Genomic DNA, 26241 nt, shown 5'->3' on the forward strand with positions numbered 1-26241 from the left:
TTTTCTGTGTATTTTTATTTGAAATAAGAAAATATGATATGTGATTAGATCGCATAATATGACGTTAATTTAACTACTCGCATAATTTATAATTAATCAATAAATGAAAAATTAAAATAATCAAATCAATCTTGTTTATAGATACCAAAATTAAAATAACTAATGTTGTTTTATTGTAAAATATGATAATCTTACTATTTTATAAACTATAATTATTCGTTAAATATGCAAAATTTTTCCAAGACATTACGTTCAAAAAGTTATTCTGTTCCATGCGAACTATGCAGTATAGCATCTATGTGTATTCCAATGTTACTTGATAATAAGTTAGATGGTATATTAGAGCGTAAAATGTCTTATACTAAAAACCAAATTCTAGTTAGAGCTAATACACCATTTACTAAATTCTATATTATTCATTCAGGCGCATTAAAAACTTTTGTTACAACGCCTGATAATCAACAACAAATTAATGGTTTTTATTTACCTGGTGATATTGTTGGTTTAGATTCACTTTCAACCAAAGTATATAATAATAATATTCAGTCTCTTTGTAATACACTCATCTGTGAGCTTTATTATGACGAACTGATGTCATTAGTTGATACTCAAAAACATATCAGAGATCTGGTATTTAATTTACTCAGCTCGGATCTTTATAATTATCAAAAATTAGTATTATGCTATTCACAGAAAAAAGCGGATGAACGGCTAGCAACTTTCATATATTCGCTTTATCAACGTTATGAAAAAAGAGGTCATTCTTCGTTAAATATTAAACTGATGATGAGTCGAGCGGAGATTGCTAACTACTTAGGATTAACAATTGAAACGGTTAGTAGAAATTTATCAAAATTACAGGAGCAAAATATTGTGTCAGCTAAAGGAAAATATATTTTTATTAAAAATTTAAATGCTTTGATAGATTTAGGTAAGTAGACGCATAGCATATATGTTAAAATAATCACAATAATTCATTGTAAGGTCATTAATATATGAAAAGTTTAAAGAAAGTATTCATTGCTACAGCTATGACCATTTTCTCTCTTTCTTCGTTTGCTGCTCAACAATTAACCGAGCAACAAGCTAAAGATTTACAACCATTTAAAAGTATAACTATTCGTGGAGCCTTTTATACTGATAATGATTATGTTTTGGCTATATCAAAAGCAGCAGATAAAGAAGGTGCTGCTTCTTTTTTCATAACAACCACCAATATCAGCCCTTCTAATGACACTTTACGAATTGTCTACGCTAAATTATATAAAGCAGATGCTCCTAAAGCTGAAGAACAAACTGAAAATTTACGCAAATTTGAAGGTGTATATGAATATCCAAAATCTAAAGCAATTCGTTTAGAGCCTTTCAATGTTGTGCGTATTCGTGGTTATTTTCCTAATGAATATGATATGAATCAAGCAATTGCGAAAGAAGCATCGACAAAAGGTGCTTATGCCTTTTATATTGATTCTCGTTCTGAATTAGGTAGTAATATACAAGTTGCAGCCTATTTATTTAAGAAGGATGCACCTGAACGTAAACTACAACCAGAAAATGCAATTCCTTATGATTCTGAAGCTGGTCAGCAAGCCCTAGCTAAGGGTGGTGATGCTGCAATGCAAGTTGAAAAACCTGGTTATTATTCTCCTTCAGCTTTTAATGAGAAATTTTATGCTGATAAATTTAATAATAAAGTAAAAGTCATTGAGCAACCGATTGATAATACAACAAAATCAACATCAACTAACACGTCTAAGTCTGACGTTAGTACGATGACTTCAGAGCCTCAACGAATTAATCGTTACACTGTCACATTGCCAGATGGACGCAAAATTCAAGAATTGAATGATGCAACTGCTGCTAAAATGGTAGCATTTGATACAATTAAATTTAGAGGCTACTATGTTACTGATCAGGAAATTTCTTATCAGGCAGGTAAACGAGCAATTGATGCTGGCGCTAAGTATTATCATATTGCACGAGTGTCTCACGATCCAAATGGTCCGAACATAACTGTTTTTGTCGATCTTTATCGATGAATTTACTAGGGCGCATAAGCGCCCTATTTTTTTATTTAATTCTATTAACTATTGTAACTCAGATTTTACTTTGTCAATTTGTTGCTTAATACGTTTTGCAGAAATTGGATATAACGTGCCTAATTGTTGTGCAAATAAATTTACTCTTAACTCTTCAATCATCCAACGGATATTAGTTACGTTTTTTTGTAATTTTGAATTATCTGGTAAGCTATTCACCCACTTTTTGTATTGAATTTCAACCTCTTCTATTATATTCATTGACTGTCTATCTTTAGTCGAATTCAATATTAGTTTTTCAATTCTTTTTTCAATTGCAGATAAATAACGGTTGATATCTGGCAGTCGATTATAACCCGATTTGGCAACAAATCCTTTGTAAACAAGGTTGTCAAGTTGCATTTTTATGTCAGATAAAGCAAAAGCTAATGATAAATCAATACGACCTTTTAACTTTTTACTGATGTTGTAATGTAGAGTTAAAATGGACTCAACTTGTTTTGCAATATCAACAACCAATTCATTAATATGAACTTTGGTATAACCCAATAATGCCTGATAGTTATCTTGGCTTTGAATTACCTGATTGTTTTTTTCAATCAAATAGTCAACACCACAAGCAATACAATCATCAATTAAGCTTAGCACTGAACCAAAAGCATTGAAATATAAACCTAGTTTAGATTTATTCGGTAGTTTTTCATGTAGATATTTTATTGGTGATGGTATGTTAAGTATAAGTAGTCGTCTTAATCCTAGTTTGGTTAGCCGTTGTTGCTCAGCTTGATTGTCTATTAATTTAATACTTACTGAATGCTGATTATCAATGATTGCTGGATAAGCTTTAATAGTGTAATTTTTATGTGTTTTTTCATATACACTTGGCAAAGAACCAAAACTCCAATCTGTTATATTACTTTGTTCAATTTGAGCTGTTTTTTTGTTTGTTACAGATGACAATGCTTGTTGAACTTCATTTTTGAGTTTCTCTTTTAGTAAACCTAAGTCTTTGCTTGCAACAATTTCTTTATTGCTATTATTAACAATGCTAAACGTTATTTTCAAATAGTCAGGGACTTGATCAAGTTGCCAATCTTCAGAGATAATTTTTACCCCTGTCATTTTGTAAAATTCGCTTTCTAGACTTTCAAGCAAAGGCTTATCTATAGTAAGAACTCTACTTAAAAAAGCATCAGCATAGTTTGGTGCAGGTACAATATTCCGACGCAATGATTTAGGTAATGATTTAATTAAAGCAACAATCAAATCTTTCCTAAACCCCGGTACTTGCCAATCAAATCCCCTATTTTCGATCTGATTTAACACATTAAGTGGTATCTTTATAGTGACGCCGTCACGTTTTTGCCCAATGTCAAATTGATAACTAAGTGCTAATTTCAGGTTATCTTGATACCAAAAGTCAGGAAAATCATTTAAATTATCCAGTTGTGCCGATTGTTTGATTAACATCTTTTTCTCGACATTCAGAAAGTCAGGATCGGATTTTTGTTTTTGTTTCCACCAAGTATCAAAGTGTTTAGATGAAATAACCGATTTATCAATTCGTCTATCATAAAAATCAAAAAGTTCATCATCATCAATTAAAATATTTTGTCGACGGGTTTTATGTTCAAGATCTTCAACTTCATTGATCAATTTTTGATTTTGTTTATAAAACTGATGATTGGTTTGCCAGTCACCTTCAACCAAAGCATGACGAATAAATAAAGAACGACTCAATATGGGATCAATTTTACTATAATTAACTATTCGACTGGCAACGATGGGTAAACCAAATAAAGTCACTTTTTCATTCGCTATCGCTGTACCCTGTTTTTTAGACCATCTTGGCTCGTTATAGCTATATTTAACTATATGCTTGGCTATAGGTTCAACCCATTCAGCATCAATTTTAGCCACCGTTCTCCCCCATAATCGGCTTGTTTCAACCAATTCACTTGCAATACACCATTTAGGTTGATGTTTGAAAAGTGCTGAATTAGGAAAAATTGCAAATTTAATATTACGCGCACCAATATATTCATGCTTCTCAAGCTCTTTCATTCCAATATGGGATAATAAACCACTTAGTAACGAAATATGTAATGAATTATAATCTGCAGCTTTACTATTAATAGGAAATGCTAATTGTTTAATCGTCTGTCTAATTTGTGTATAAACATCTTGCCATTCCCGAATTCGAAGGTAGTTTAAAAAATCTTTTTGGCATAATCGTCTAAATTGATTTCCGGATAATATATTTTGTTGTTCTTTAATATAATTCCATAAATTGATTAAAGAAATAAAATCGGATTCCTTATCAATAAAACGACGATGTTTTTCATCAGAAGCTTGTTGCTTATCAAACGGTCTTTCTCTTGGATCTTGAATTGATAATGCAGCTGTAATTATCATGATTTCCTTAGTACAACCTAATCGTCTAGCTTCAACCAGCATTCTCGCCAATCTTGGATCGATAGGTAATTGTGCTAAAATTCGCCCTATTTCAGTTAAATGATATCGATGATGTTTGGTAAAAACAGCTCCAAGTTCTTCTAATAATCGAATGCCATCACGAATATATTTTGCATCAGGTGCTTCAACAAAAGGAAATTCAGCAATATCACCTAAATCTAGCGAGGTCATTTGTAGTATCACCGATGCTAAATTAGTTCGTAAAATTTCAGGTTCAGTAAACTCAGGGCGCGATAAGAAATCTTGTTCATCATATAAACGTATACAGATACCATCCGAGGTTCGACCACAACGCCCTTTTCGTTGATTAGCTGAAGCTTGTGATATGGGTTCAATCGGCAAGCGCTGAACTTTAGTACGATAACTATAGCGACTAATTCTAGCTAAACCCGGGTCGATGACGTATTTTATTCCTGGCACAGTTAACGATGTTTCAGCTACATTTGTTGCAAGAACGATTCGTCTTTTAGTGTGTGATTGAAAAATACGATTTTGTTCTGTTATTGATAACCTTGCATATAAAGGCAAAATATCTGTGTGTCGAAGTTCTAATTTATTAAGTGTATCAGCAAGATCTCGAATCTCTCTTTCGCCGGTTAAAAAAATCAATATATCGCCATTACTTTCAGCTGACAATTCATCAATTGCATCTATGATGGGTTTAAAATCACTATTTCTATCTTTGTAATTATCATCTCCAGCCAGTGTAGGTGAACGATATCTAACTTCAACTGGATAGGTACGACCAGATACTTCAATAATTGGTGCTTGATTGAAATGTTTAGAAAAACGCTCTACATCAATCGTTGCTGATGTTATTATGACTTTTAAGTCAGGACGTTTAGGCAATAATTGCTTAAGGTAGCCTAAAATAAAATCGATATTTAAGCTTCGTTCATGAGCTTCGTCAATAATAATCGTATCGTATTGTAACAATAGTTTATCTTTTTGAATTTCAGCAAGTAATATGCCGTCAGTCATTAATTTAATCAGTGTTGAGTTACTTACATGATCAGAAAATCTGACTTTGAAACCAACAATTTGCCCTATTTCTGTTTTTAATTCTTCTGCGATACGATTAGCCACTGAACGTGCGGCTAATCGCCTTGGCTGGGTATGGCCAATATAGCCTTTGACACCCAAACCTAATTCTAAACATATTTTTGGAATTTGTGTTGTTTTACCTGAACCCGTTTCGCCAGCTATTATAACGACTTGATGATGCTTAATTGTGTTATAAATTACCTGTTTTTTTTCAGCGACAGGCAAGTTATCAGGAAAATCAATGTTCTTCGGTAACGATTCTATTCTAGCTTGGTAATGTAAGTTAGCATCTTGTATGGCAGAATCTATATCAGTTATAGTTTGACTTTTCTTAGCCAACTTTATTATTTTATGTTTATTTAACAAAGTCATTGAATCAAGATTTTTTAATTGCAGTTGAGATAACATAGCGAGTCACGAGTCAGATATTTTACGAAAAGTTATAATTATGATTAGGCTTAATTATAGCAAATTTAACCTATTATTAGGAGCTCAAATGAAAAAAACATTATTACTCATTTCTCTATTTACAGCTATTTTTGTTATGTCTGGATGTAATGAGTCGAGTAAAATACAAAATAGTGATCTTATGCATCATCGTTTTGTATTGATTAAAGTAAATGGTCAAGATATTTTTTCAGATGAACCTGCAGAGCTTATATTTGGTGAAAACATGACAATCACAGGAAAAATGTGTAATCAGTTTACTGGTCAAGTTACGTTAGATGAAGGTAACATTAAAGGGTCAGGTGTTGCAATGACTAAAATGCTTTGTAATGATGATCAATTAAATCAATTAGATTATATTATTGAAAAATTGATTAAAGATGGGGCAAAAATCAATTTAACCGGTAATCAATTAATCTTAAAAAATCATGAGAATGAACTTATTTACCAACTTAAAGATTTAATGTAATTCAGACTATTTTGGGTAAAAATATTTCTATTATGTGGCTATTCTTAATTAATCCATAAACAAAAAAAGATATTTGACATAAAAAACTTTATTTAAAATACTGTTAAGAATATAATAAGGGTAGTTCTTATTGGATTTAAGTTATTGATGAAATTATCATATTATTCGAGTGTTTTGTGTGAATTTTGTAGTTACTTAAAGCTGCAAGAAACCCTTTTTACCAATCCCACCAATGCCTTGTCATTGGTTTTTTTTTGCTTAACATTGGTTTATCAAATTTTTAAATTGAATTAAAACTTTAACTTTAACATTAAATAAATTAACAAGTAGATATTATTATGAAAAAGACAAAAATAGTTTGTACTATCGGACCAAAATCCGAATCAAAAGAAATGTTAGCTAAATTATTAAAGGCGGGCATGAATGTTATGCGTTTAAACTTTTCACATGGTGATTATGAAGAGCATGGCAACCGTATTAAAAACTTGCGTGAAGTGATGCAAGAAACAGGGTTAAAAGCCGCAATTATGTTAGATACCAAAGGTCCTGAAATCCGCACCATTAAACTGGAAGGTGGGAATGATGTATCGCTAGTTGCCGGTCAAACATTTACTTTTACAACAGATAAAAATGTTATTGGAAATGCTGAACGAGTAGCGGTTACTTATGACGGCTTTGCTCATGATCTTAAGCCTGGTAATCGAGTACTAGTTGATGATGGCTTAATTGCTATGGATGTTAAAGAAATCAAAGATAATGAAGTTATCTGTACAGTTTTAAATAATGGTGATCTTGGTGAAAATAAAGGTATCAATTTACCAGGCGTTTCAATTAAGTTGCCGGCACTTGCAGAAAAAGACAAAAATGATCTCATCTTTGGCTGTGAACAAGGTGTTGATTTCATTGCCGCTTCATTTATACGTAAACGTTCTGATGTTGAAGATATCCGTGCTCACTTAAAAGCTCATGGTGGTGAAGACATTAAAATCATCTCTAAAATCGAAAACCAAGAAGGTTTAGATAATTTTGATGAAATTCTTGAAGCTTCTGACGGTATTATGGTTGCTCGTGGTGACTTAGGTGTTGAAATTGCCGTTGAAGAAGTTATTTTTGCTCAAAAGATGATGATCAAAAAATGTAATAGAGCCTCTAAACCAGTTATAACTGCAACACAAATGCTCGATTCAATGATCAAAAATCCACGCCCTACTCGTGCTGAAGCTGGTGATGTAGCTAATGCAATTATTGATGGTACAGATGCTGTTATGCTTTCAGGGGAAAGTGCTAAAGGTAAATATCCGCTAGAAACAGTTAATGTAATGGCTACTATCTGTAAACGCACTGATAGTACAATTCCAGCATCATTAGAATTAACTTCAAAAGAAGAAAAATTACGTATAACAGCGGCAGTTTGTTGTGGTGCTGTAGAAATTGCTGAACGTTTAAATGCGCCATTGATTGTTGTTGCAACTCGCAGTGGTAAATCAGCTCGTGAAGTTCGTCATTATTTCCCAAGAGCGCGTATTTTAGCTCTTTCATCAAGTCAAAAAACGGTTAATCAACTAGCTGTTACTAAAGGCGTAGAACCTATTTTAATTGATTCAATCAACTCAACTGACGATTTTTATCGTTTAGGTAAAGAGATGGCAGTTAAAGTATGCGGTTTACAACAAGGCGATATTATTGTGATGGTGTCTGGTGCTTTAGTACCTAGTGGAACTACTAACACTACTTCTGTTCATCGTATCTAAAAACGAAATTTTTAATCTACCTAAAAAAAGCTAGCTGTCTGCTAGCTTTTTTTTGTACATAAGCTATTCTGTATAAAATATTATTGATAAAATTTGAAAGACTAAAATGATTGAAGCAAAAGTATATTTACCTAAAGAGCTCAGCTGGTTATCTTTCAATCAGCGCGTTTTACAAGAAGCTGCAGATAAAAGTAATCCCCTTATTGAGCGTATACATTTTTTAGGTATATACTCGAGTAATCTTGATGAATTTTATAAAGTACAATTTGCAAACTTAAAAAAATATGTACTTATAGAACAAGAACAAGCTCACCCTTTGTCTAACTCTAAAAACTTATTGCGCCAAGTAAATCAAAAAGTTATACAATTAGAATTACAGTTTGACCAACTCTATAATGAATTGTTATTGGAAATGGCTAGAAATCAAATCTTTTTGATTAACGAAAGACAGCTCTCATCATATCAAGAAAATTGGATAAAAAATTATTATAAAAAAAATCTTAGACAATACATTACCCCTATTTTACTTGATAGTCACACTGAACTTATTCAATTTTTAAAAGATGATCATGCCTATTTAGCTGTAGAAATTATTTATGAAAATAACATTAGTTATGCGCTACTTGAACTACCAACGGATAATATTCCCCGTTTTGTATTATTACCTTCAGAAATTTCAACTAAAAATAAATTCATCATTTTTTTAGACAACATATTACGTTATTGTTTACCTGATATTTTTAAAGTGTTTTTTGATGCCAAAGAATTAAATGCTTACTCAATTAATATCAACAGAGATGCAGAATACGAACTAAACACTGAGTTAGACAGTTTACTTGAATTGATGTCTCAAGGTTTAAAACAACGTTTGACTGCACAGCCAGTACGTTTTACTTATCAAAAAGATATGCCTAAAGCATTATTTGAATTATTGATTAGTAAATTACGATTAACAGAACAAGACGCAATGCCAAGTGGACGTTATCCTAATTTTAAAGATCTTGTTAAATTTCCTGATTTTGGGCAAAAAAATTTATTAAATAAAAAAATTCCAAGTCTCAGTTATAATAGATTTAAACAATTTCGTAATGCATTTGAAACGATTAAAGATCGAGATGTTTTGCTTTATTATCCTTACTACTCTTTCGGTCATGTCCTAGAAATCATGCGGCAAGCTTCATTTGATCCTTCTGTCACACACATTCGAATGAATATCTATCGAGTTGCGAAAGATTCTCGCTTTATTCACGCCGCTATTAATGCAGCCAATAATGGTAAAAAAGTTACGGTAGTGGTTGAATTACAAGCACGATTTGATGAAGAGGCAAATATAAAGTGGGCCAAACGATTAATTAGTAGTGGCATTAAAGTAATCTACTCACAACCAAAACTAAAGATCCATGCCAAATTGTTTTTAATTGATCGTAAAGAAAACGATGAAATTGTTCGTTATGCTCATATCGGTTCGGGTAATTTTAATGAAAAAACAGCAAGAGTTTATACCGATTTTTCATTATTAACGGCAGATCCCGCAATTACAGATGAAGTTAGAAATGTATTTAATTTTATCGAAAACCCATTTAAACCAGTATCATTTAACCATTTACTTGTTTCTCCACAAAATACACGATTGCGATTTTATGAATTTATTGAACGAGAAATAAACAATGCCAAAGCAGGAAAAAATGCAGGTATATATTTAAAAATTAATGCAATAACTGATAAAGATATGATAGATCAATTGTACCGTGCATCTTGTGCTGGCGTGAAAATTAGAATGATAGTGAGAGGTACTTGCGTATTAGTACCGCAAATTCCAAACTTAAGTGAAAACATTACTGTCACAAGTCTTGTTGATCAATTTTTGGAGCATGCTCGAGTATATATTTTTGAAAATGATGGACAAAAAGATACTTATATCTCTTCTGCTGATTGGATGCCTCGTAATATAGATAATCGTATTGAAGTGGGAGTAAAAATCTTCGATCCAATAATAAAATCAACTATACATAATATTTTTGACATACAGTGCAATGATAATGTAAAAGCTCGCATTATTGATAAAGAGGCAGCTAACAATTATGTACAAAGAGGTAATAAGAAAAAAATCAGAGCCCAATATGCCATTTATGATTATTTGAAGCAGTCAGAGTCTTTTGAATGAGGATTTTAAAGTGAATAAATTCAATGAGTATGCTGTCGTTGATCTTGGTTCAAATAGTTTTCATATGGTCATTGCTCGTATCATTAACGGTGCCATACAGATCATTTATAAAAATAAAAAAAATATTCATCTTGCAACTGGGCTTAAAGCCAACAACGAACTCACTGAATCAAGCATTATGCGAGGAGTAGAATGCCTTGCGCTATTTGCAGAACGATTAAATGGATTTCCCCCCGAACATGTTCGTGTTATAGCAACTCATACTTTACGAGTGGCAAAAAATAGACATAAATTTTTAATGGCTGCCGCTAAAGTATTTCCTTTCCCTATTGAAATTATTTCTGGTCAAGAAGAAGCCCGTCTTATTTATTTAGGCACCATGACAGGAGAATCAACATCATCAACTGATACAAAATTTGTGATAGATATAGGTGGGGGTTCTACAGAAATTGCAATAGGAAAAGGAAATGATCTAAATCCTTTGATTGTTGCCAGTCGCCCCATGGGTTGTGTAACTTATACTAAACAGTTTTTTGGTGAAAAAAAAATTGATGTTGCTTCATTTCAACAAGCAAAACTTGCAGCCGAACAGCAAATTGAAAGTATCATTAATACGATAAAAAAAATGAATATTACAGTTGCATTTGGTACATCTGGAACAATTAAATCTATTTATCATATTTTATTAGATATTGGTGTTAACGATGGTATAATTACACCTAAAAGATTAGACGACTTAATTAGTTATGTTTTAGAATTTAAATCCTTTCACGACATTGATTATCCATCGCTTTCCAATGAAAGGAAAAATGTCTTTATTAGTGGACTGGCCATATTTAGTGGTGTGTTTAATGCACTGGGCATAGAGGCTTTACAGTTTAGTCCATACGCATTACGAGACGGCGTATTTTATGAGTTAATTGATGGTCCTAACTACCAAGATATTAGACAAAATACAGCACAATCGCTTTCAGAACATTACAACATAGATCAACGTCATGCTAAACAAGTTGTAAAAACTACAAAATATTTTTTTTCACAGTGGCAACAGCAAGTATCAATGACGATTCCGCCAAGTCTTGAATCAATGTTATATTGGGCAGCTCAGTTACATGAGGTGGGGTTAAAAATTAACTTTTCTTCAATTCATAAACATTCAAGTTATATTTTGCAAAATAGTAATCTACCAGGGTTTAATGAAGAGCAACAATTACTTCTATCTACCCTTGTTCGTTATCATAGAAAATCAATTAATATTGATGAACTACCTTATTTTAGCTTATTTGAATACAAACATATTATATCATTAATGCAAATTCTGAGATTATCAATCCTAATAAATAATCAACGGAATCCCGAAATTGATTTGCAAACCTTTCAATTAAAATTGTTAGAAAATAAACTAACCAAAATCACTTTAGAAGTTAACAAAGAATTTGTTAAAAATAATAAATTAATATTACTTGATTTAGCACAAGAACAAAAATATTGGGAAATGATTGATGATTGGAAACTATCAATTGCAATTTACTAGTTAAAATTAATTTATATATAAAAATACCGCCCATTAAAAGGCGGTATATATTATTAATGAATAATATCACTATCTACTAATTATTAACCAAAGCCAATAACTTTCCACCATAAAATACCAATAGTAAATACGATAATCAGATTTACGATACTACAAATAAATCCAACTTTCCACCAAGTTTTTACTGGGACAAATCCTTCAGCAAATAATAGCGGATTTCTAGCATTGGCAAATTGTGTAATTGATCCAAAGTAGTTAGTGCAAATAACCAGAGCAAAAATCGCAATTAAAGTTGGTACACCAAGCGCAATGGCAATCGATAAGAAAACTGGAAATAATGCAGCAATATGAGCATTTCCACTTGCAAAAAAGTAGTGTAAATAAACATAAGCAATACATAAGACAATTATTACAAATACCCAACTGCTTTCTCCCAAATGACTTTGCACTACACTACCTATTGTGTCACCTAGCCATTTTGTTACGCCGAGTTTATTCACTTGACTTGCCATCATTAATAACGCTGCAAACCAAATTAATGTGTCCCAAGCTGATTTTTCACCTTTTATATCATCCCAGCTTAGTACACCAGTTAAAATCAAAATAGTCAAACCAATAAAGGCTGTAGTTGTTGAATCTATACCAACGTTTTTACCAAAAATCCAAAATGCTAATAATAAAACTACAGTCCCTCCCATAATGATTTCTTTAATTGTGATTGATCCCATTTTTTTTAATTCTTCTGCTGCTAACTTTGGCGCTTCTGGCGTTTTTTTTAGTTCTGGATTAGTTAAAAAATAAATAACCAAAGGGATCACAATAAATGAAACCAAACATGGCACAATGACTGCAGCAAACCATTGCCCCCAGCCTAATGTAATACCTAGCGATGTTGTGACTAATTTGGCGGCCAATAAATTTCCAGTAAATGCGGTTAAGAACATAGCCGAGGTGATATCATTCACATGACTAATAGTTAACATTAAAAATGTACCAATACGATTTCTTGATTCATCTTTAGGATTTGAATTAAAGTTAATGGCTAAAGCCTCTGCTATTGGATATATTACACCGCCAGCACGCGCCGTGGTACTTGGAATAGCTGGTGCCAATGCAATATCAGTGACAGATAAACCATAAGCAAGCCCCAATGTATTTTTACCCAACGTTTTAACAAGATAATATGCAATGCGTTTACTCAAACCAGTTTTGATAAAACCACGAGCGATCATGAAAGCAATAACAATCAGCCAAATAAGACTACTATTTAATTCGCTTAACGAGATTTTTATCGATTCAGTTGCGGAGGTTGCACCAGATGGTCTTAATACGGCAAAAACGGTAATTGCTAATAAACCAATTGCTCCAATTGGCATTATTTCAGCCACAATGCAAGCTATGGTAGCAACAAAAATAATACTTGTTTGCCAACCTTCTTGGCTAATACCTTCTGGTGGTGAGACATATAACCAAAGTAACGCGGAAATTGCCGTAATAATGATGAGCGCAGGCCATTTCACTGGAGGTTTCTTTACTAAATTCATAGTATTTTCCTTTTAAATTTAAATATTTTAATAAGTTAAAATTTAATTCTGTTACAATTATGCTACTGTTCATACTATTATTGGCCAAATTTATCGCACTAACATTAGTACAAAAACCTAAATAAAATCAATAGTTTTCCTGAGGAATTTTTAATCAAAAATTTAATTATAATCAGTTTTTATTTGATATTGAGTATCAATTTGTTGAAAAATAAAATTATCGGGGTTTACTAATATGGCTGTTTTATTTTTTAACAAAAAGATAGCCGACAAGTTTTGATGCTTTTGCAAGTATTGTCTGCTTTTATCAACTCCCCATCCATAAAAGACGGTTGAGTAAATATCACCCTCTAATGAAGAATCTGAAATGATAGTTACGCTTTCTAATTCATTATTTAATGGATAACCTGTTTGAGGATTTAATAGGTGATGATAAAGACGATCATTTTGTATAAAAAAACGCTCATAAATGCCCGATGTGACAACTGATTTATCTTTAACTTTTATAATTCCTGATAGTTTTCCATTAGTGGAAAATGGTTTTCTTAATCCTATATGCCAATAGCCGTTACCATCTGTTAAAGATGAGTCTAATGTTAATACATTACCACCTAAGTTAATGATACCTTTGTACACTTGATGTTGGTGTAAAATTGATTTGACAACATCGGCAATATATCCTTTAGCAATTGCACCTAAATCAATTTCCATTCCCGGTTTTCTTAAAAAAACAGAATATGTGTTTGTATCCAGTTCAATATTTTTAGGATCAATTAACAACAGTTTTTCTCTAATTAACTTAGCTGATGGAACTTGATAACCATTGAAACCAATTTTCCAAAGTTTAACTAAGGGACCAATAGCAAAATTAAAACAACTATTAAAATATAGACTTATTTTTTGAGCTTGTTCAATCAAAGAAAAAACAGAACGGCTCACTATAACGGGGTGTTGTCCCGCAGCTGAATTAATTGACATAACTTCGGATGATGACCTATTAACGGTCAATTTATCCTCAAGCGTTTTTATTGTCTGAAAAACGGCATATGCAGCGGCTTCATTAGGCTCGAAAAGCATTAATGAAACCGTTGTTCCCATTAAAGTTTGAGTATATTCATAGCTCTGACTTACCATGCTAAATAATTTCAACTAATTTTAAAAAATTAACTTTTAATATAATCAACAGCTTTTTTACCCGCCTGCATGCCAAAAATAATGATATCTGCAACTGCGTTACCACCTATACGGTTTGCGCCATGTACTCCCCCCACTACCTCACCTGCAGCGAAGACGCCATGAATGATATTTTTATTAGCATCTAAGACTTGTGTTTGAGTATTAATAGTAACACCTCCCATTGTATGGTGAACGCCTGGTGCAATTTTTATTGCATAGAAAGGTCCTTTTTCTATTGGATGACGCATACCTGTTGTTCGTCCAAAATCTTCATCATTTTTAGTTGTTGCAAAATGATTGTATCGTTTTATAGTTTTAGTTAATGTATTGTCATTAATCGATAGTTTTTGAGCTAATTCTTCAATCGTATTTGCTTGGATAACAAGTTCATTTGCAACATATTCTTCAACTGATCTGTTTTCATCACGTACTTGTTGATCAAATAAAATATAAGCATAGTGTTCCGGTAGTTTGATAATCTCAGCTGATACATTGTCCCGGGTGTCAAGTTCATTAACAAATCGTTGGCCTTCTTGCGATACAAGTATCGCGCCCCCACCACGAATAGATTCTGAAATTAAATAAGAAGAGGTTTGTTCAACGGTTGGATGAATTTGAATTTCTCCCATATCAACGGTTCCAGCACCAAGCTTTTCAAGCATCATAATACCAGAGCCGGTAGCACCTTTATGATTAGTGGTGACAAATCCTTTAAGATCAGGGCGATATTTTTCAACCATTGCAGTATTGGCACTAAATCCACCGGTTGCAATAATGACAGCTTTGGTTTTTATCATATGAGTTGAACCGTCTTCTTCTGAAACTTTAACGCCAATAATTTTATGGTTTTCGGTTACAATTTCAGTAACTGCTGTATCAAGCATGACTTCGATACCACGCTTATTGATATTTCTGACTAGCCCACTGATTAAGAAACCACCTACCGCTGCTCCACTTTCTGGGCGGTGTGTTCGATCAATACTCATACCGCCAGTTGTTGTAATACCACTTAGTTCAATACCATTATCATCTAACCAATTGATCGCATCTGGTGCATTTTCAACAAAATACCGCAATAAGTCAGGGTTATTTTTATTTTTTCCACCTATCATCGTTTCTTGATAAAAGAGTTCTTTACTGTCTTTGATACCTTTAATTTTTTGGAACTTGGTTTCTGCAGCATTCATACCTGCCGAGGCTTTATTCGTATTACCGCCAATAACAGACATTTGCTCAACAATTACCACATTTGCGCCCAGATCATGAGCTTGTATAGCGGCTGCTAACCCTGCACCACCACTACCAACTACTATAACATCGAAAGATTGGTCATTTGGATCGCCACCTTCGGCAATAATTGCAGCTTTATTAGATTTTGCCATCGCTTTAGTGACAGCTTTTTTGAAAGCTTCGCATTGAGTAGTTGCTCCCGAAATAGTATCAACATGTGGGCTGTTTGAATCAATAATTCTATTTTTTATAACAGTGAAGTTATCTAGAATGTCATTATCAAACTCTTTAGCGTTCACCAACGCTATATCTTTAATAAAATCTTTACCTAATTCAACATTAATAAGAAACTCATAAGATTCGTCATTGACTGTTTCTTGGTAATTACCTGGTTGGAATTTTTTAACATTAAGGTTAACATCTCGAATCAAGCTTTCAACCAAAGAAAAACGCCACAAAGGTTCAGGAATATTAAGCTCTTCACGTTTATCACTATTGATAAATAGTTCTAGTTTCTCGCCTTTCTTAATACGGCTTATCCAATCAGGATAAGCAATACAAGCCCGACCAACTGCAACTAAGTCATAACCATTGTCTATGGCATTATCAACATCATTTTTATTAATAACATTACCAACACCCACAACAGGAATTTTAGCTAATGTTTCTGAACGCATTGCAACATATTTATTGATTAACGGCGTAGGATCTTGTGTATCAACTATTGATGGTCTAAGTGTCGCTCCCATTGAAAAATGGAAATAATCAAGTCCTTTTTCAGCCAATTTTTCAAGTAAATACATTGTATCATCAAAACGAATTCCTGGGACTTCTAACTCTTCGGGAGAAAAGCGGTAGCCAACAATAAATTCAGATGTTGCATATTGCTTGACCATATTATGGGTAATATCTAAAACAGCAAGCGGGAATCGAGTACGATTATCACGGCTACCGCCCCATTTATCGTTCCTTTGATTTGAATTAGGGGAATAAAATTGTTGGATTAAATAGGTATTGGCGCCATGAATTTCTATGCCGTCAAAACCCGCTTGAATAGCTCGACGTACGGCTTGACCAAACTTATCAATCATGTCGTCTACTTCTGCCGCTGTTAATTCAATTGGAGTGGGGGCATTTGGACGTGGGGCCGCAATAGCGCTAGGTCCAACTGGCGATTGGCCTCCAATTAACTTTGGTTCAACCATCCGTCCACCATGATAAACCTGAATAATAGCTGTAGATCCTTGTTCTTTGATAATCTTAGCTATTTTTGCTAAACCTTCTATTTTCTCATCACTATCTAAACCTATAGCGCCAGGAAAAGCTAATCCTTTATTATCAACAAAACCACATTCGACAATAATAGTGCCTATTTCACCTGATCTTACACGATAATATTCTATCAAGTCATGCGTAACTGAACCATCATAAAAACCAGAACAAGTTGTCATTGGTGCCATCATTATGCGGTTTTTTAGCCTAATACCATTAGGCAGCGTTAGCGGCTTAAAAATATTTTCATTTTGCATTTTTATATACCTAACATTTAATCTTTTTAGTTTCCAGTAATGATAACATTACCAAAAGCCATTCTCCACTTAGATTAATGTCACTAATAGTAACGTGTATCATTTTTTCGACTAAAATTTTCTTAGGTTTATTAATTGATTAGAAAATTATCGATATAAATAAATTACGGTTTTAGTTATTTTTTAGCTTCTATAACGGTTAAACTGTCACAGTTATAACTAAAAATCTAAAAAAAAACACTATAAGTATTTCATTTGGTTACATATTTTTTATGATTTTTATGTTGAACTTTACTTTTGTTAATATAAAATGCATTAAAGTTAACATAAAGAGAATATCGTAATGTTTGTAATACCGATTGGGCGCTTAAAATTAAAACCAATTTTCTATTCTCTATTGATCCTATTTTTTAGTCCTCCTTTAAGGAGGATTTTTTTTGTTTTAAAAAGCTCTTCTTTTTATTTTTATTTTTATTACAAATTAATGATCAATCTTACCTTAAGAACATCCATAATTAGGAGATAGTATGCAATTTTTAACACCTTTTTATAATCCAACTATAAGTTACGAAGATAATTATGCTCAAGGTCCCTTTGGTCTTTTTGCACAATTAGATAAAGCGCAACAAATCCCAACAAAATCTTCAAAGTTCTTAAATGTTGATGTCAATTTACCATTTGGTATACCTGCAGGCCCCTTATTAAATGCACATTATATCAAAGCAGCATTTGCTTATGGATTTGACTTGTGTGTTTATAAAACAGTCAGAACCAAGTTGCATAAGTGTCATCCTTTACCTAATGTCTTATCGGTTCATCCTAAAGGTAAATTATCGTGTAATTTAGATACGGTATTAGCTAATACTGATTATAATCAACCGTTATCAATTACTAACTCATTTGGTGTTCCTTCTTTTTCTCCAGATGTTTGGCAACCTGATATGGCTGATGCTGTGAAAGCGGCTAATCATGGACAATGTGTAATTGGAAGTTTTCAAGGAACACAGGGTATTGGTGATATAGAAAAAGATTATGCTTTAGCTGCAAAATTAGTTCGGGAAACCAATGCACCTATTCTTGAGGCAAATTTAAGCTGCCCGAATGAAGGGGCAAGTAAATTACTTTGCTTTGATATTGATAAAGTTGAACGAATTGTTAATGAAATTAAAACGGCTGTTTCTGATCGTCCACTTATTTTAAAACTAGCTTATTTTGCTGATGATGAAAAAATTATTTCATTACTCAATCGAGTAGGATCCATTATTGATGGTTTAAGTACTATTAACACGTTATCTGCAAAACCTGTTGATGCTCATGGCCATCCTGCATTAGGCGAAAATAGAAAAGAAGGCGGAGTTTGTGGTGATGCAATCCGTTGGGCTGGTTTAGATATGGTGAGCCGTTTAGCTAAATATCGTCAGGAAATGGATCTAAAATTTGCTATTGTAGGTGTTGGTGGTGTTAGTTCTAGTGAACATTATCATCAATTTATAAAAAGTGGTGCTGATGCTGTCATGAGTGCTACTGGTGCGATGTGGAATCCATTACTGGCGATAGAAATTAAACAAACATTTAAATCTAATTGATATATATCATCAAAACAGGGCTTGATGTCCTGTCTTTTATTTAATCAATCACAGCATTTTACTATTTTTCAAATAGTAATAACCAAAAATAAAATGGCTTAGATAAAAAGAATAGAAGATATTCTTATTTATTTTCAAGGCAGTTAAATAGCATCGGAATATACGTTATCAGAAAGCGCTACAAATTTGACACAACGAGTATTGTAATAGAAAAGCACTTTAATTTAATAGAATAGTTTAATTAATATTATTAAAGAATTGGCGGAACGGACGGGGCTCGAACCCGCGACCCCCTGCGTGACAGGCAGGTATTCTAACCAACTGAACTACCGCTCCGCTTTTGTTTGATAGTTTTAATGTTAGAACATTAAAGTAGGCGTGATATTAAAGATTATTTTTATTCTCGTCAATAGATTTTTTTAAAATCATTATTAATCGAATACAAAACAATCGTTAATTTAAATACCACACTGCACCACCACTTTTTTTATCAATTTTTTTTAAAACTGACTCATGTTCAGAAAGTTCATATTCTGTTGCTTTAATTACTTTTAAAGGTATACCGTTACGTTCTACTCTTTTTATTACATGAGATTCTGATGAAGATGAATTATTATCTTCTGAACTAAAAGATAAAGTTGTTTGTCCACCAGTCATAGCTAAATAAACTTCAGCTAAAATTTCGGCATCTAATAATGCACCATGTAATGTTCTATGAGAGTTATCTATCTGATAGCGCTCACATAATACATCTAGATTATTACGCTTCCCAGGAAAAAGGCGTCTTGCCATGGTCAAGGTATCAGTCACAATACAATGATCTACAGTTTTAAAATCTAGTCCACAAAGACGAAATTCATAATCCATAAAGCCCACATCAAACGAGGCATTGTGAATAATTAATTCTGCACCATCAATAAATTTAATAAAATCATGTGCTATATTTTTAAAAATTGGTTTATCTTTAACAAACTCATCACTTATGCCATGCACTTTAAATGCATCCTCATCAATTAAGCGTTCTGGATTAATATAAACATGAAAATGGTTACCCGTTAAACGGCGATTAATCACTTCAACGGCACCTATTTCAATAATCTTATGTCCTTCATAGTGATTTTTACCTTCTTGGTTCATGCCGGTAGTTTCAGTATCTAATACAATTTGTCGTGTGGAATTATGTATCACTTGCTTCTCTTTTTATATCAATAATTGGGTAAAAACATTTTTAGTGGTATAGTCTAGCACCAAAAAACTTTAATGTTGATACTTTCATAAATGAAGATAGTCGTCAATTTGCTAACATTACAAAAATAGTAAATAAATTAAAGACCATTAACTCACTTTTTAAATTAAAGTAAACAACAAATTTAAATCAATTCTCAATAGTTATAAAAGAAATCAAAAAGATGTTAAAAAAAATCAAAATATATACAGATGGTTCTTGCCTTGGTAACCCCGGTCCTGGTGGTTATGCAGCTATTTTACAATATAGACAAGCTGAAAAAATATTATCGGCAGGTTTTTTTAACACAACAAATAATCGCATGGAGTTATTAGCAGCAATTGTCGCTTTAGAACAATTAAAGCAACCTTGTCAAATTGAATTATATTCTGATAGTCAGTATTTGCGAAATGGAATTATCAATTGGATACACGGTTGGAAAAAAAATGGTTGGAAGACATCTAACAAACAACCAGTAAAAAATGTCGACTTATGGAAAAAACTTGATGGATTAGTACAGATTCACAAAATTGATTGGATTTGGGTAAAAGGTCATGCTGGACATATTGAGAACGAACGTTGTGACATTTTAGCCAAAATGCAGGCTCAATCCCCTACTCTTTACGATACCTATTTTGAACAATTATCAGTCGACTAATTTGAACTAACTGATTTAGGAATAATTGATCAAACAGATTCCAGCTAACGAGGCGTTTAGCATTAGAGTCTTAAAATCTAACTGCTCAATGAAAAACAATACTAAATTACATAAAATTCCGTCTTATTTAGAGTGCAATATAAACAATATCGATGACCTTATCATCTACTTTATTAAATATCCAAAAAATCAATATTTTTTTAAGATGTAAATGGAAAAAAATTATAAAATAAATCTAAATTTAACATTTAGTTAGAGTTACTCTCTTTTTTTAGAAGCCAAATGGATATTTTTTAGGTATAATAAATAGCTTAAACAACAAACAATCTATCAGTATAATGAAAAAATTATTAATATTTACAATATTATGTTCATTTTTAGTCGCATGTCAGAATCATGGGCCACGACATAATGCTGTTGTTAGAATTAAATATTCAAAAAATACAGCGAAAAATAATAGAAATAGTTCCAGTAATTATGTATCTATAACTCAAAATCCTTGGCAATTTATGTTGAATCAAATTGACGTTAATGTGCCAGAAAATAGCCGAGTTATAGCAGAAAGAGAGCGTTTACTACGTAACCCTCAAGGATTTGAAACAGTTGCATTACGTTCTGAGCCTTATGTTTATTACATCATTAATCAACTCAAAAAGAACAATTTACCGGTTGAATTAGCGTTAATTCCATTAATTGAAAGTGCTTATGATCCACTTGCAACATCATCAGCACATGCAGCAGGATTATGGCAATTTGTACCAGTTACAGCTAGAGAGTATGGCTTACAACAAAATAGTTCGTTTGATGCTCGTCGCGATCTAATCGCATCCACTAGTTCTGCAATTTTATTGCTACAAAATTTAAACAACCGTTTTAATGGAGATTGGTTATTAACGCTTGCTGCTTATAATGCAGGTGAAGGACGTATAAGAAGAGCGATTGAAAAAAATCAAGCAAAAGGCTTACCTATTAATTATTGGTCGTTAGAGTTGCCAACCGAGACCATGCACTATGTCCCTAAAATTTTAGCAATAATTGATATTATTAAAAACAATAAACGTTATGGTATCAAGTTACCTGATTGTAATTACGAAAATTCACTTGTTAGAATTGATATGTCAAAAAATATTTCGTTAGCTAAAATTGCAAAATACACTGGGATATCACTCAATGAACTAACATCATATAATGCAGGATATGTGCAACAAACTGTAAATGGCCCTTTCCATCTACTAGTTCCTTATACTCATGCTGAAACTTTATTTAAAAAGTTACAAGCCGAAAATTTGGTTGCAAATGAGATTACGGAACTTTTACAGGATATTCCTCATAGTAATATGCCATTTGAATTTAGTCATTCAAATTCAATTCAATACAACAGTATTACTAGTAATAGCGATCGAGAAAGAAATGTAAGAAAAATTGCTTATCTTGTCAAAGCTGGAGATAGTCTTTATTCTATAGCCAAAAATTACCGTGTAAAAATTACGGATATATTGCAATGGAATAATCTAAAAAATTCTAGGGTTCAAGAAGGTGATATTTTAACAATTAATCTCGCCAGTGCAAATCCAATTTAAAATTAACTAATAGAGGATTATGATCTGATGCGGTTGTGCTAATAATTTCAGCTGCGTTAAGTTGTAATCCTCGATAAAAAACAAAATCAAGTGGTCTACCCATAAACGTCTTTCGAATGTCGACTGAAAAATTAACTGGTTTAACTTCAATTGAACGAACAAGATGGTATAACAAATTAAGCCTCTGCCGACTCCAGGCATTAAAATCTCCTGCCAAAATAACTGGGCCATTATGCTCTTTTATTCGATTTAATAGCATATATATTTGCTGTCGATAGACTTTTACACCAATACTGAAATTTACAGCATGTATATTAGCAACTAATAATTGTTGCTTAGAATGACGAATTGGATAAATAGTAATCAAAGCGGATTTAGAAACACGGATTAATGGTTCCTTTTCTCTGAAAGAAAAAAGAGAGGTTGGGAGTGAATCAGAAATTGTCATGACTCCAGCATAAATATCGTTAAAACGATATGCAGGCACATGATCTGCAATTTTATTATGTTGTGAAATAAAATTAAGTAAAGGTGATGTTGTTTGAGCTTCTTGTAATAAAATTAGTTTAGTTTTGTCAACATATTGTTTGAGTGTATCAATACAATCAGCTCTTTTTTGTTTAAAAATATTCCAAACTAAAATTGAAAAAGATCTTTGATCAATTAACGGTTTATTAACTCTTATTTGTTGATGAGGCAAGATCAACTCAACTTCATTGCTTGCCTGATACCGTAAAGTATAATAACGTTTTTTAAACATTTTTATCTTTCATTTTTTGCTCCAAATATTCATCAAAAGATAAAGTATCATCCTGTTCTTTCTTTTCTTGTTTTTCAATAGATAAATTGCGTTGTTTAACAAAGTCACCTTCAGTTAATAGTGCTAAAGGTTCTGCCATAAGTTGTTTTTTATACTGGCTTGCTAAAGTTAAACCAAATTTTGCTGTACCTAAATCACTTATTGCTTGTAGTGTTCTTGCTGATAGCGTTAATTCCGGTTGATCAAACATTGAATCTAAACGTTCACACACTTTACGATAACACTGCGTGTCATCTTGATGATCTAAAACATCAGCAACATGCAATAAATCTTCAAATAATTCGTGTCCAACTTTAGCTAAAGGTTCTCGATTACTATCACAACCAATACCGATTTCAAGTCCTGGTTTTCGCCCTTCCATAATGACTCTATTCCAATTTGATTTAGCACATTCAAGTTCTTGACTGCTCATTTCAGGTGCTGGTGCTAGAGCACACCAAATTAAAAATAGATCGATAAAGCGTATCTGCTCTTCCGTAATCCCGACTGGTGAAAATGGATTAACATCTAATGCACGTACTTCAATATACTCAATCCCACCGCGTAACAGAGCATCTGATGGAGACTCTCCTGCCATTGGTACTCGTTTAGGTCGGATTGGCGCGTAAAATTCATTTTCAATTTGCAATACATTATCATTTACTTGGCGATAATGACCATCAACTTTAATACCCAATTTAGCAAATTCCGCTGATTTTGTATGGGTGGCACGTTTAAGTCCTTTGACATATGTTTCTAAATGATTGAAAGTAATACCAAGCTGTTTTTGTGCATTATTAGTGTATCCAATATCACTTAATCTTAAAGAGGTTGCATAAGGTAAATAGCAATTACCATTTGTTTGTTCAATAAAGGCTTGGGCTTTTTGTGGATCTTGAATAAATGAAGAACACATCGAGGGAGAAGCACCAAATAAATAAGGAATAACCCAACCAAAACGATAATAATTGCGTATTAGGGTAAAATAACCTTCAGAAATAACCGATTTCCCTTCTTCAGTATTTTTTATCCCGTTTCTTGCTTGCCAAAATGCGGTAGGTAATGAAAAATTATAATGAACGCCAGATATGGTTTGCATCATTGCACCATAACGGTTTTTTAGACCTTCTCGATAAACTGTTTTAAAACGCCCTTCATTAGATGTACCATACTGTGCAAGGATAATATCTTTCTCGTTTGCAACAAAACAAGGCATACTTAAGGACCACATCAGTTCATCGCCGACATTTACGCTAGCATAACGATGCAGATCGCGCAAAAACGTTAACATATAATCAATATTAGTATTAACTGGTGTGATAAATTCTAACATTGATTCAGCAAAGTCAGTTGTGATCCAGGGATGAGTTAATGCAGCACCAATTTTTGAAGGAAATGAAGTTTTCGACAATGATCCATCAGGCAAAATGCGTAAAGTTTCACGTTCAATACCACGTTGAATACCTTGTAAAATGGTGTAGTGTTTTTCTAACCAATCAAGTGCTTTTGAGACATCAGGAATCATATTTTACGCATCCTTAAAATGAAGTTATTTAATATTTTTTATATTAACATAATTTAGTATTAACAATGGGGTAATTTATAAAAATGCCTAACATAAAAACTCTATTTATGTGTAAACATGCTCATTCAAAAGACGATAAGCACCCATTTTTTTATTACAGATAATATAATATCAAATATTTAATTGCTTTTAAAAAAACACAACTATTTTATAGATGAAAAAAGAATTTATAACTTATTTATCTTTCTTCTGTAATAGAACCAACACTTCCATATGCGAGGTATGTGGAAACATGTCAAATAATTGTACTTTTTGGATTTGATAATTTGATAACATTTTTAAATCATCGACTAAAGAAAATAAGTTACAACTTGAATACATAAGATAATTGGGTGCCATTTGTTCCAAGTACTGCATAAGTGTTTTACCTGCTCCACGTCTTGGTGGATTTAGTAACACTAAATCCGGCACACTTTGTTGAGCTATCGCATATTGTGTTGCATCAAATGATTTAAAAAATAATTGCTTAAAGCCTAACTTGTTTACTGATTGAGTTGCACACTCAATTGCATCTTGACTAATTTCAATCCCGGTAAGTTGCATGTCCTTTTCAGGATCTAGGCTAATACAGCTTAAACCAAAACCGCCTACGCCACAAAACAGATCCCAAATTGAATGAATAGGTAAATTTGAGATCCAGTCACTTGCAGTTTTATACAGGCTGCTGGCAACATAGGTATTGGTTTGAAAAAAACTTTTAGACTTAATAAAAAGAGGAATACCATTTAACGTCATTGGTAAGAATGGATTATCGGTTAAAACAATTTCTTCTTCCCCTTCTAAAATAGCTGCATGATTAGGTTGGATATTTATTGAAATTACCTTTAAGTTTTGTATTTTATCTTGTAATTGTTTGACAGAATTATTTATTTTATCGACAAATTTGTGCGATTTTAAAACAAATCGCAGCATAAAACAGCTTATATTATTCTCTTTACTTTCAGTAACAATAACAAATTTCAACTCTCCTTTACGCTTATTAATATTATAAGGTACAAGTCCTTGTTTACGGATGAAAGTTCGAACTATTTTAAGGATATTTTGCATATTATTGGAATAAAGGGGACAATCACATAAATCGACCATCTCATTTTCTGTTTGTATTCCTAAAATTGGCTTTTCAACAGTGCCCAATACCACCATTTTTGCTTTATTACGAAAAGCAACTTCATTACTAGGGAATGGTTCTCTAACATCTTTAGGTTCAAATGGAGTTAATTGTTGTAATAGCTTATTTTGTTTTTCTGCAAGTTGTACATAGTAAGGACGATCTATCCACTGACAAGATAAACATTTTTTTTGCTGATAAAAGCGACATTGCATTACGATAAAAACCTTTTTTATAATGAATTATAATATACATAAATCATACTAATAGAAGTGCAGTTTTGAATTTTATACTAAAA

Annotated in this window: 17 protein-coding genes and 1 tRNA gene; 9 read left to right on the forward strand and 9 right to left on the reverse strand. The window is 32.4% G+C overall.

The features are described 5' to 3' along the window. Nucleotides 1–225 precede the first annotated feature (225 nt). Entirely contained in the window at nucleotides 226–939 is a 714-nt protein-coding gene (locus BQ5209_RS07410; RefSeq protein WP_085247906.1) for a helix-turn-helix domain-containing protein, read from the forward strand. Between the two features lie 56 nt (nucleotides 940–995). After that, a complete protein-coding gene (locus BQ5209_RS07415) occupies nucleotides 996–2039 on the forward strand; it encodes a YdgH/BhsA/McbA-like domain containing protein (RefSeq protein ID WP_085247907.1) in 1044 nt (347 codons plus the stop codon). 48 nt (nucleotides 2040–2087) lie between these two features. On the opposite strand, the gene hrpA is transcribed toward BQ5209_RS07415, so the two are convergent. Continuing rightward, entirely contained in the window at nucleotides 2088–5930 is a 3843-nt protein-coding gene (gene hrpA, locus BQ5209_RS07420) for an ATP-dependent RNA helicase HrpA (protein WP_370737835.1), read from the reverse strand. Nucleotides 5931–6054: 124 nt separating this feature from the next. Between hrpA and BQ5209_RS07425 the strand changes: the two genes are divergently transcribed. The 4 genes from BQ5209_RS07425 to BQ5209_RS07440 all read left to right on the forward strand — a co-directional run bounded on the left by BQ5209_RS07425 (nucleotide 6055) and on the right by BQ5209_RS07440 (nucleotide 11923). Continuing rightward, nucleotides 6055–6474: an META domain-containing protein gene (locus BQ5209_RS07425; RefSeq protein ID WP_085247909.1), complete on the forward strand. Its 420-nt coding sequence runs from the start codon at nucleotides 6055–6057 to the stop codon at nucleotides 6472–6474. 338 nt (nucleotides 6475–6812) lie between these two features. After that, nucleotides 6813–8225 (forward strand): pyruvate kinase PykF, encoded by a 1413-nt coding sequence (pykF, locus tag BQ5209_RS07430; RefSeq protein ID WP_085247910.1) that lies wholly within the window; start codon nucleotides 6813–6815, stop codon nucleotides 8223–8225. A 106-nt stretch (nucleotides 8226–8331) separates the two neighbouring features. Further along, complete coding sequence (gene ppk1 / locus BQ5209_RS07435; protein ID WP_085247911.1) at nucleotides 8332–10389, forward strand: polyphosphate kinase 1; 2058 nt, start codon at nucleotides 8332–8334, stop codon at nucleotides 10387–10389. 64 nt (nucleotides 10390–10453) lie between these two features. Continuing rightward, nucleotides 10454–11923 carry a Ppx/GppA phosphatase family protein gene (locus BQ5209_RS07440; RefSeq protein WP_085248139.1) on the forward strand — a complete coding sequence of 490 codons (1470 nt, stop codon included), beginning with the start codon at nucleotides 10454–10456 and terminating at the stop codon, nucleotides 11921–11923. Nucleotides 11924–12006: 83 nt separating this feature from the next. Here BQ5209_RS07440 and BQ5209_RS07445 read toward each other — a convergent pair whose 3' ends face one another. The 3 genes from BQ5209_RS07445 to BQ5209_RS07455 all read right to left on the reverse strand — a co-directional run bounded on the left by BQ5209_RS07445 (nucleotide 12007) and on the right by BQ5209_RS07455 (nucleotide 17402). Then, on the reverse strand, nucleotides 12007–13467 hold the full coding sequence (locus BQ5209_RS07445; protein ID WP_085247912.1) for a DASS family sodium-coupled anion symporter: 1461 nt from the start codon (nucleotides 13465–13467) through the stop codon (nucleotides 12007–12009). Nucleotides 13468–13629: 162 nt separating this feature from the next. Beyond that, complete coding sequence (locus tag BQ5209_RS07450; RefSeq protein ID WP_085247913.1) at nucleotides 13630–14601, reverse strand: FAD:protein FMN transferase; 972 nt, start codon at nucleotides 14599–14601, stop codon at nucleotides 13630–13632. Between the two features lie 29 nt (nucleotides 14602–14630). Next, nucleotides 14631–17402 carry a flavocytochrome c gene (locus tag BQ5209_RS07455; RefSeq protein WP_085247914.1) on the reverse strand — a complete coding sequence of 924 codons (2772 nt, stop codon included), beginning with the start codon at nucleotides 17400–17402 and terminating at the stop codon, nucleotides 14631–14633. Between the two features lie 527 nt (nucleotides 17403–17929). Between BQ5209_RS07455 and BQ5209_RS07460 the strand changes: the two genes are divergently transcribed. After that, a complete protein-coding gene (locus BQ5209_RS07460; RefSeq protein WP_085247915.1) occupies nucleotides 17930–18988 on the forward strand; it encodes a beta/alpha barrel domain-containing protein in 1059 nt (352 codons plus the stop codon). Nucleotides 18989–19247: 259 nt separating this feature from the next. On the opposite strand, the gene BQ5209_RS07465 is transcribed toward BQ5209_RS07460, so the two are convergent. Next, nucleotides 19248–19324: transfer RNA gene (locus BQ5209_RS07465), tRNA-Asp, on the reverse strand. A 117-nt stretch (nucleotides 19325–19441) separates the two neighbouring features. Further along, nucleotides 19442–20176, reverse strand: coding sequence for a DNA polymerase III subunit epsilon (gene dnaQ, locus BQ5209_RS07470; protein ID WP_085247916.1), 735 nt, complete (start codon nucleotides 20174–20176; stop codon nucleotides 19442–19444). 221 nt (nucleotides 20177–20397) lie between these two features. Between dnaQ and rnhA the strand changes: the two genes are divergently transcribed. Both rnhA and BQ5209_RS07480 read left to right on the forward strand, forming a co-directional pair. Continuing rightward, entirely contained in the window at nucleotides 20398–20871 is a 474-nt protein-coding gene (gene rnhA / locus BQ5209_RS07475) for a ribonuclease HI (protein WP_085247917.1), read from the forward strand. 509 nt (nucleotides 20872–21380) lie between these two features. Then, entirely contained in the window at nucleotides 21381–22451 is a 1071-nt protein-coding gene (locus BQ5209_RS07480; RefSeq protein WP_167370328.1) for a transglycosylase SLT domain-containing protein, read from the forward strand. On the opposite strand, the gene BQ5209_RS07485 is transcribed toward BQ5209_RS07480, so the two are convergent. The 3 genes from BQ5209_RS07485 to rlmC form a co-directional block, all read right to left on the reverse strand. Next, a complete protein-coding gene (locus tag BQ5209_RS07485) occupies nucleotides 22423–23211 on the reverse strand; it encodes an endonuclease/exonuclease/phosphatase family protein (protein WP_085247919.1) in 789 nt (262 codons plus the stop codon). The two genes, BQ5209_RS07480 and BQ5209_RS07485, sit on opposite strands and share 29 nt — an antisense overlap. Next, nucleotides 23204–24775, reverse strand: coding sequence for a glutamate--cysteine ligase (gshA, locus tag BQ5209_RS07490; protein WP_085247920.1), 1572 nt, complete (start codon nucleotides 24773–24775; stop codon nucleotides 23204–23206). The genes BQ5209_RS07485 and gshA overlap by 8 nt, the downstream gene beginning before the upstream one ends. A gap of 234 nt (nucleotides 24776–25009) precedes the next feature. After that, complete coding sequence (gene rlmC / locus BQ5209_RS07495; RefSeq protein ID WP_085247921.1) at nucleotides 25010–26158, reverse strand: 23S rRNA (uracil(747)-C(5))-methyltransferase RlmC; 1149 nt, start codon at nucleotides 26156–26158, stop codon at nucleotides 25010–25012. Nucleotides 26159–26241: the final 83 nt, after the last annotated feature.

The sequence above is a fragment of the Gilliamella mensalis genome (assembly GCF_900103085.1).
Lineage (GTDB): Bacteria > Pseudomonadota > Gammaproteobacteria > Enterobacterales > Orbaceae > Gilliamella > Gilliamella mensalis.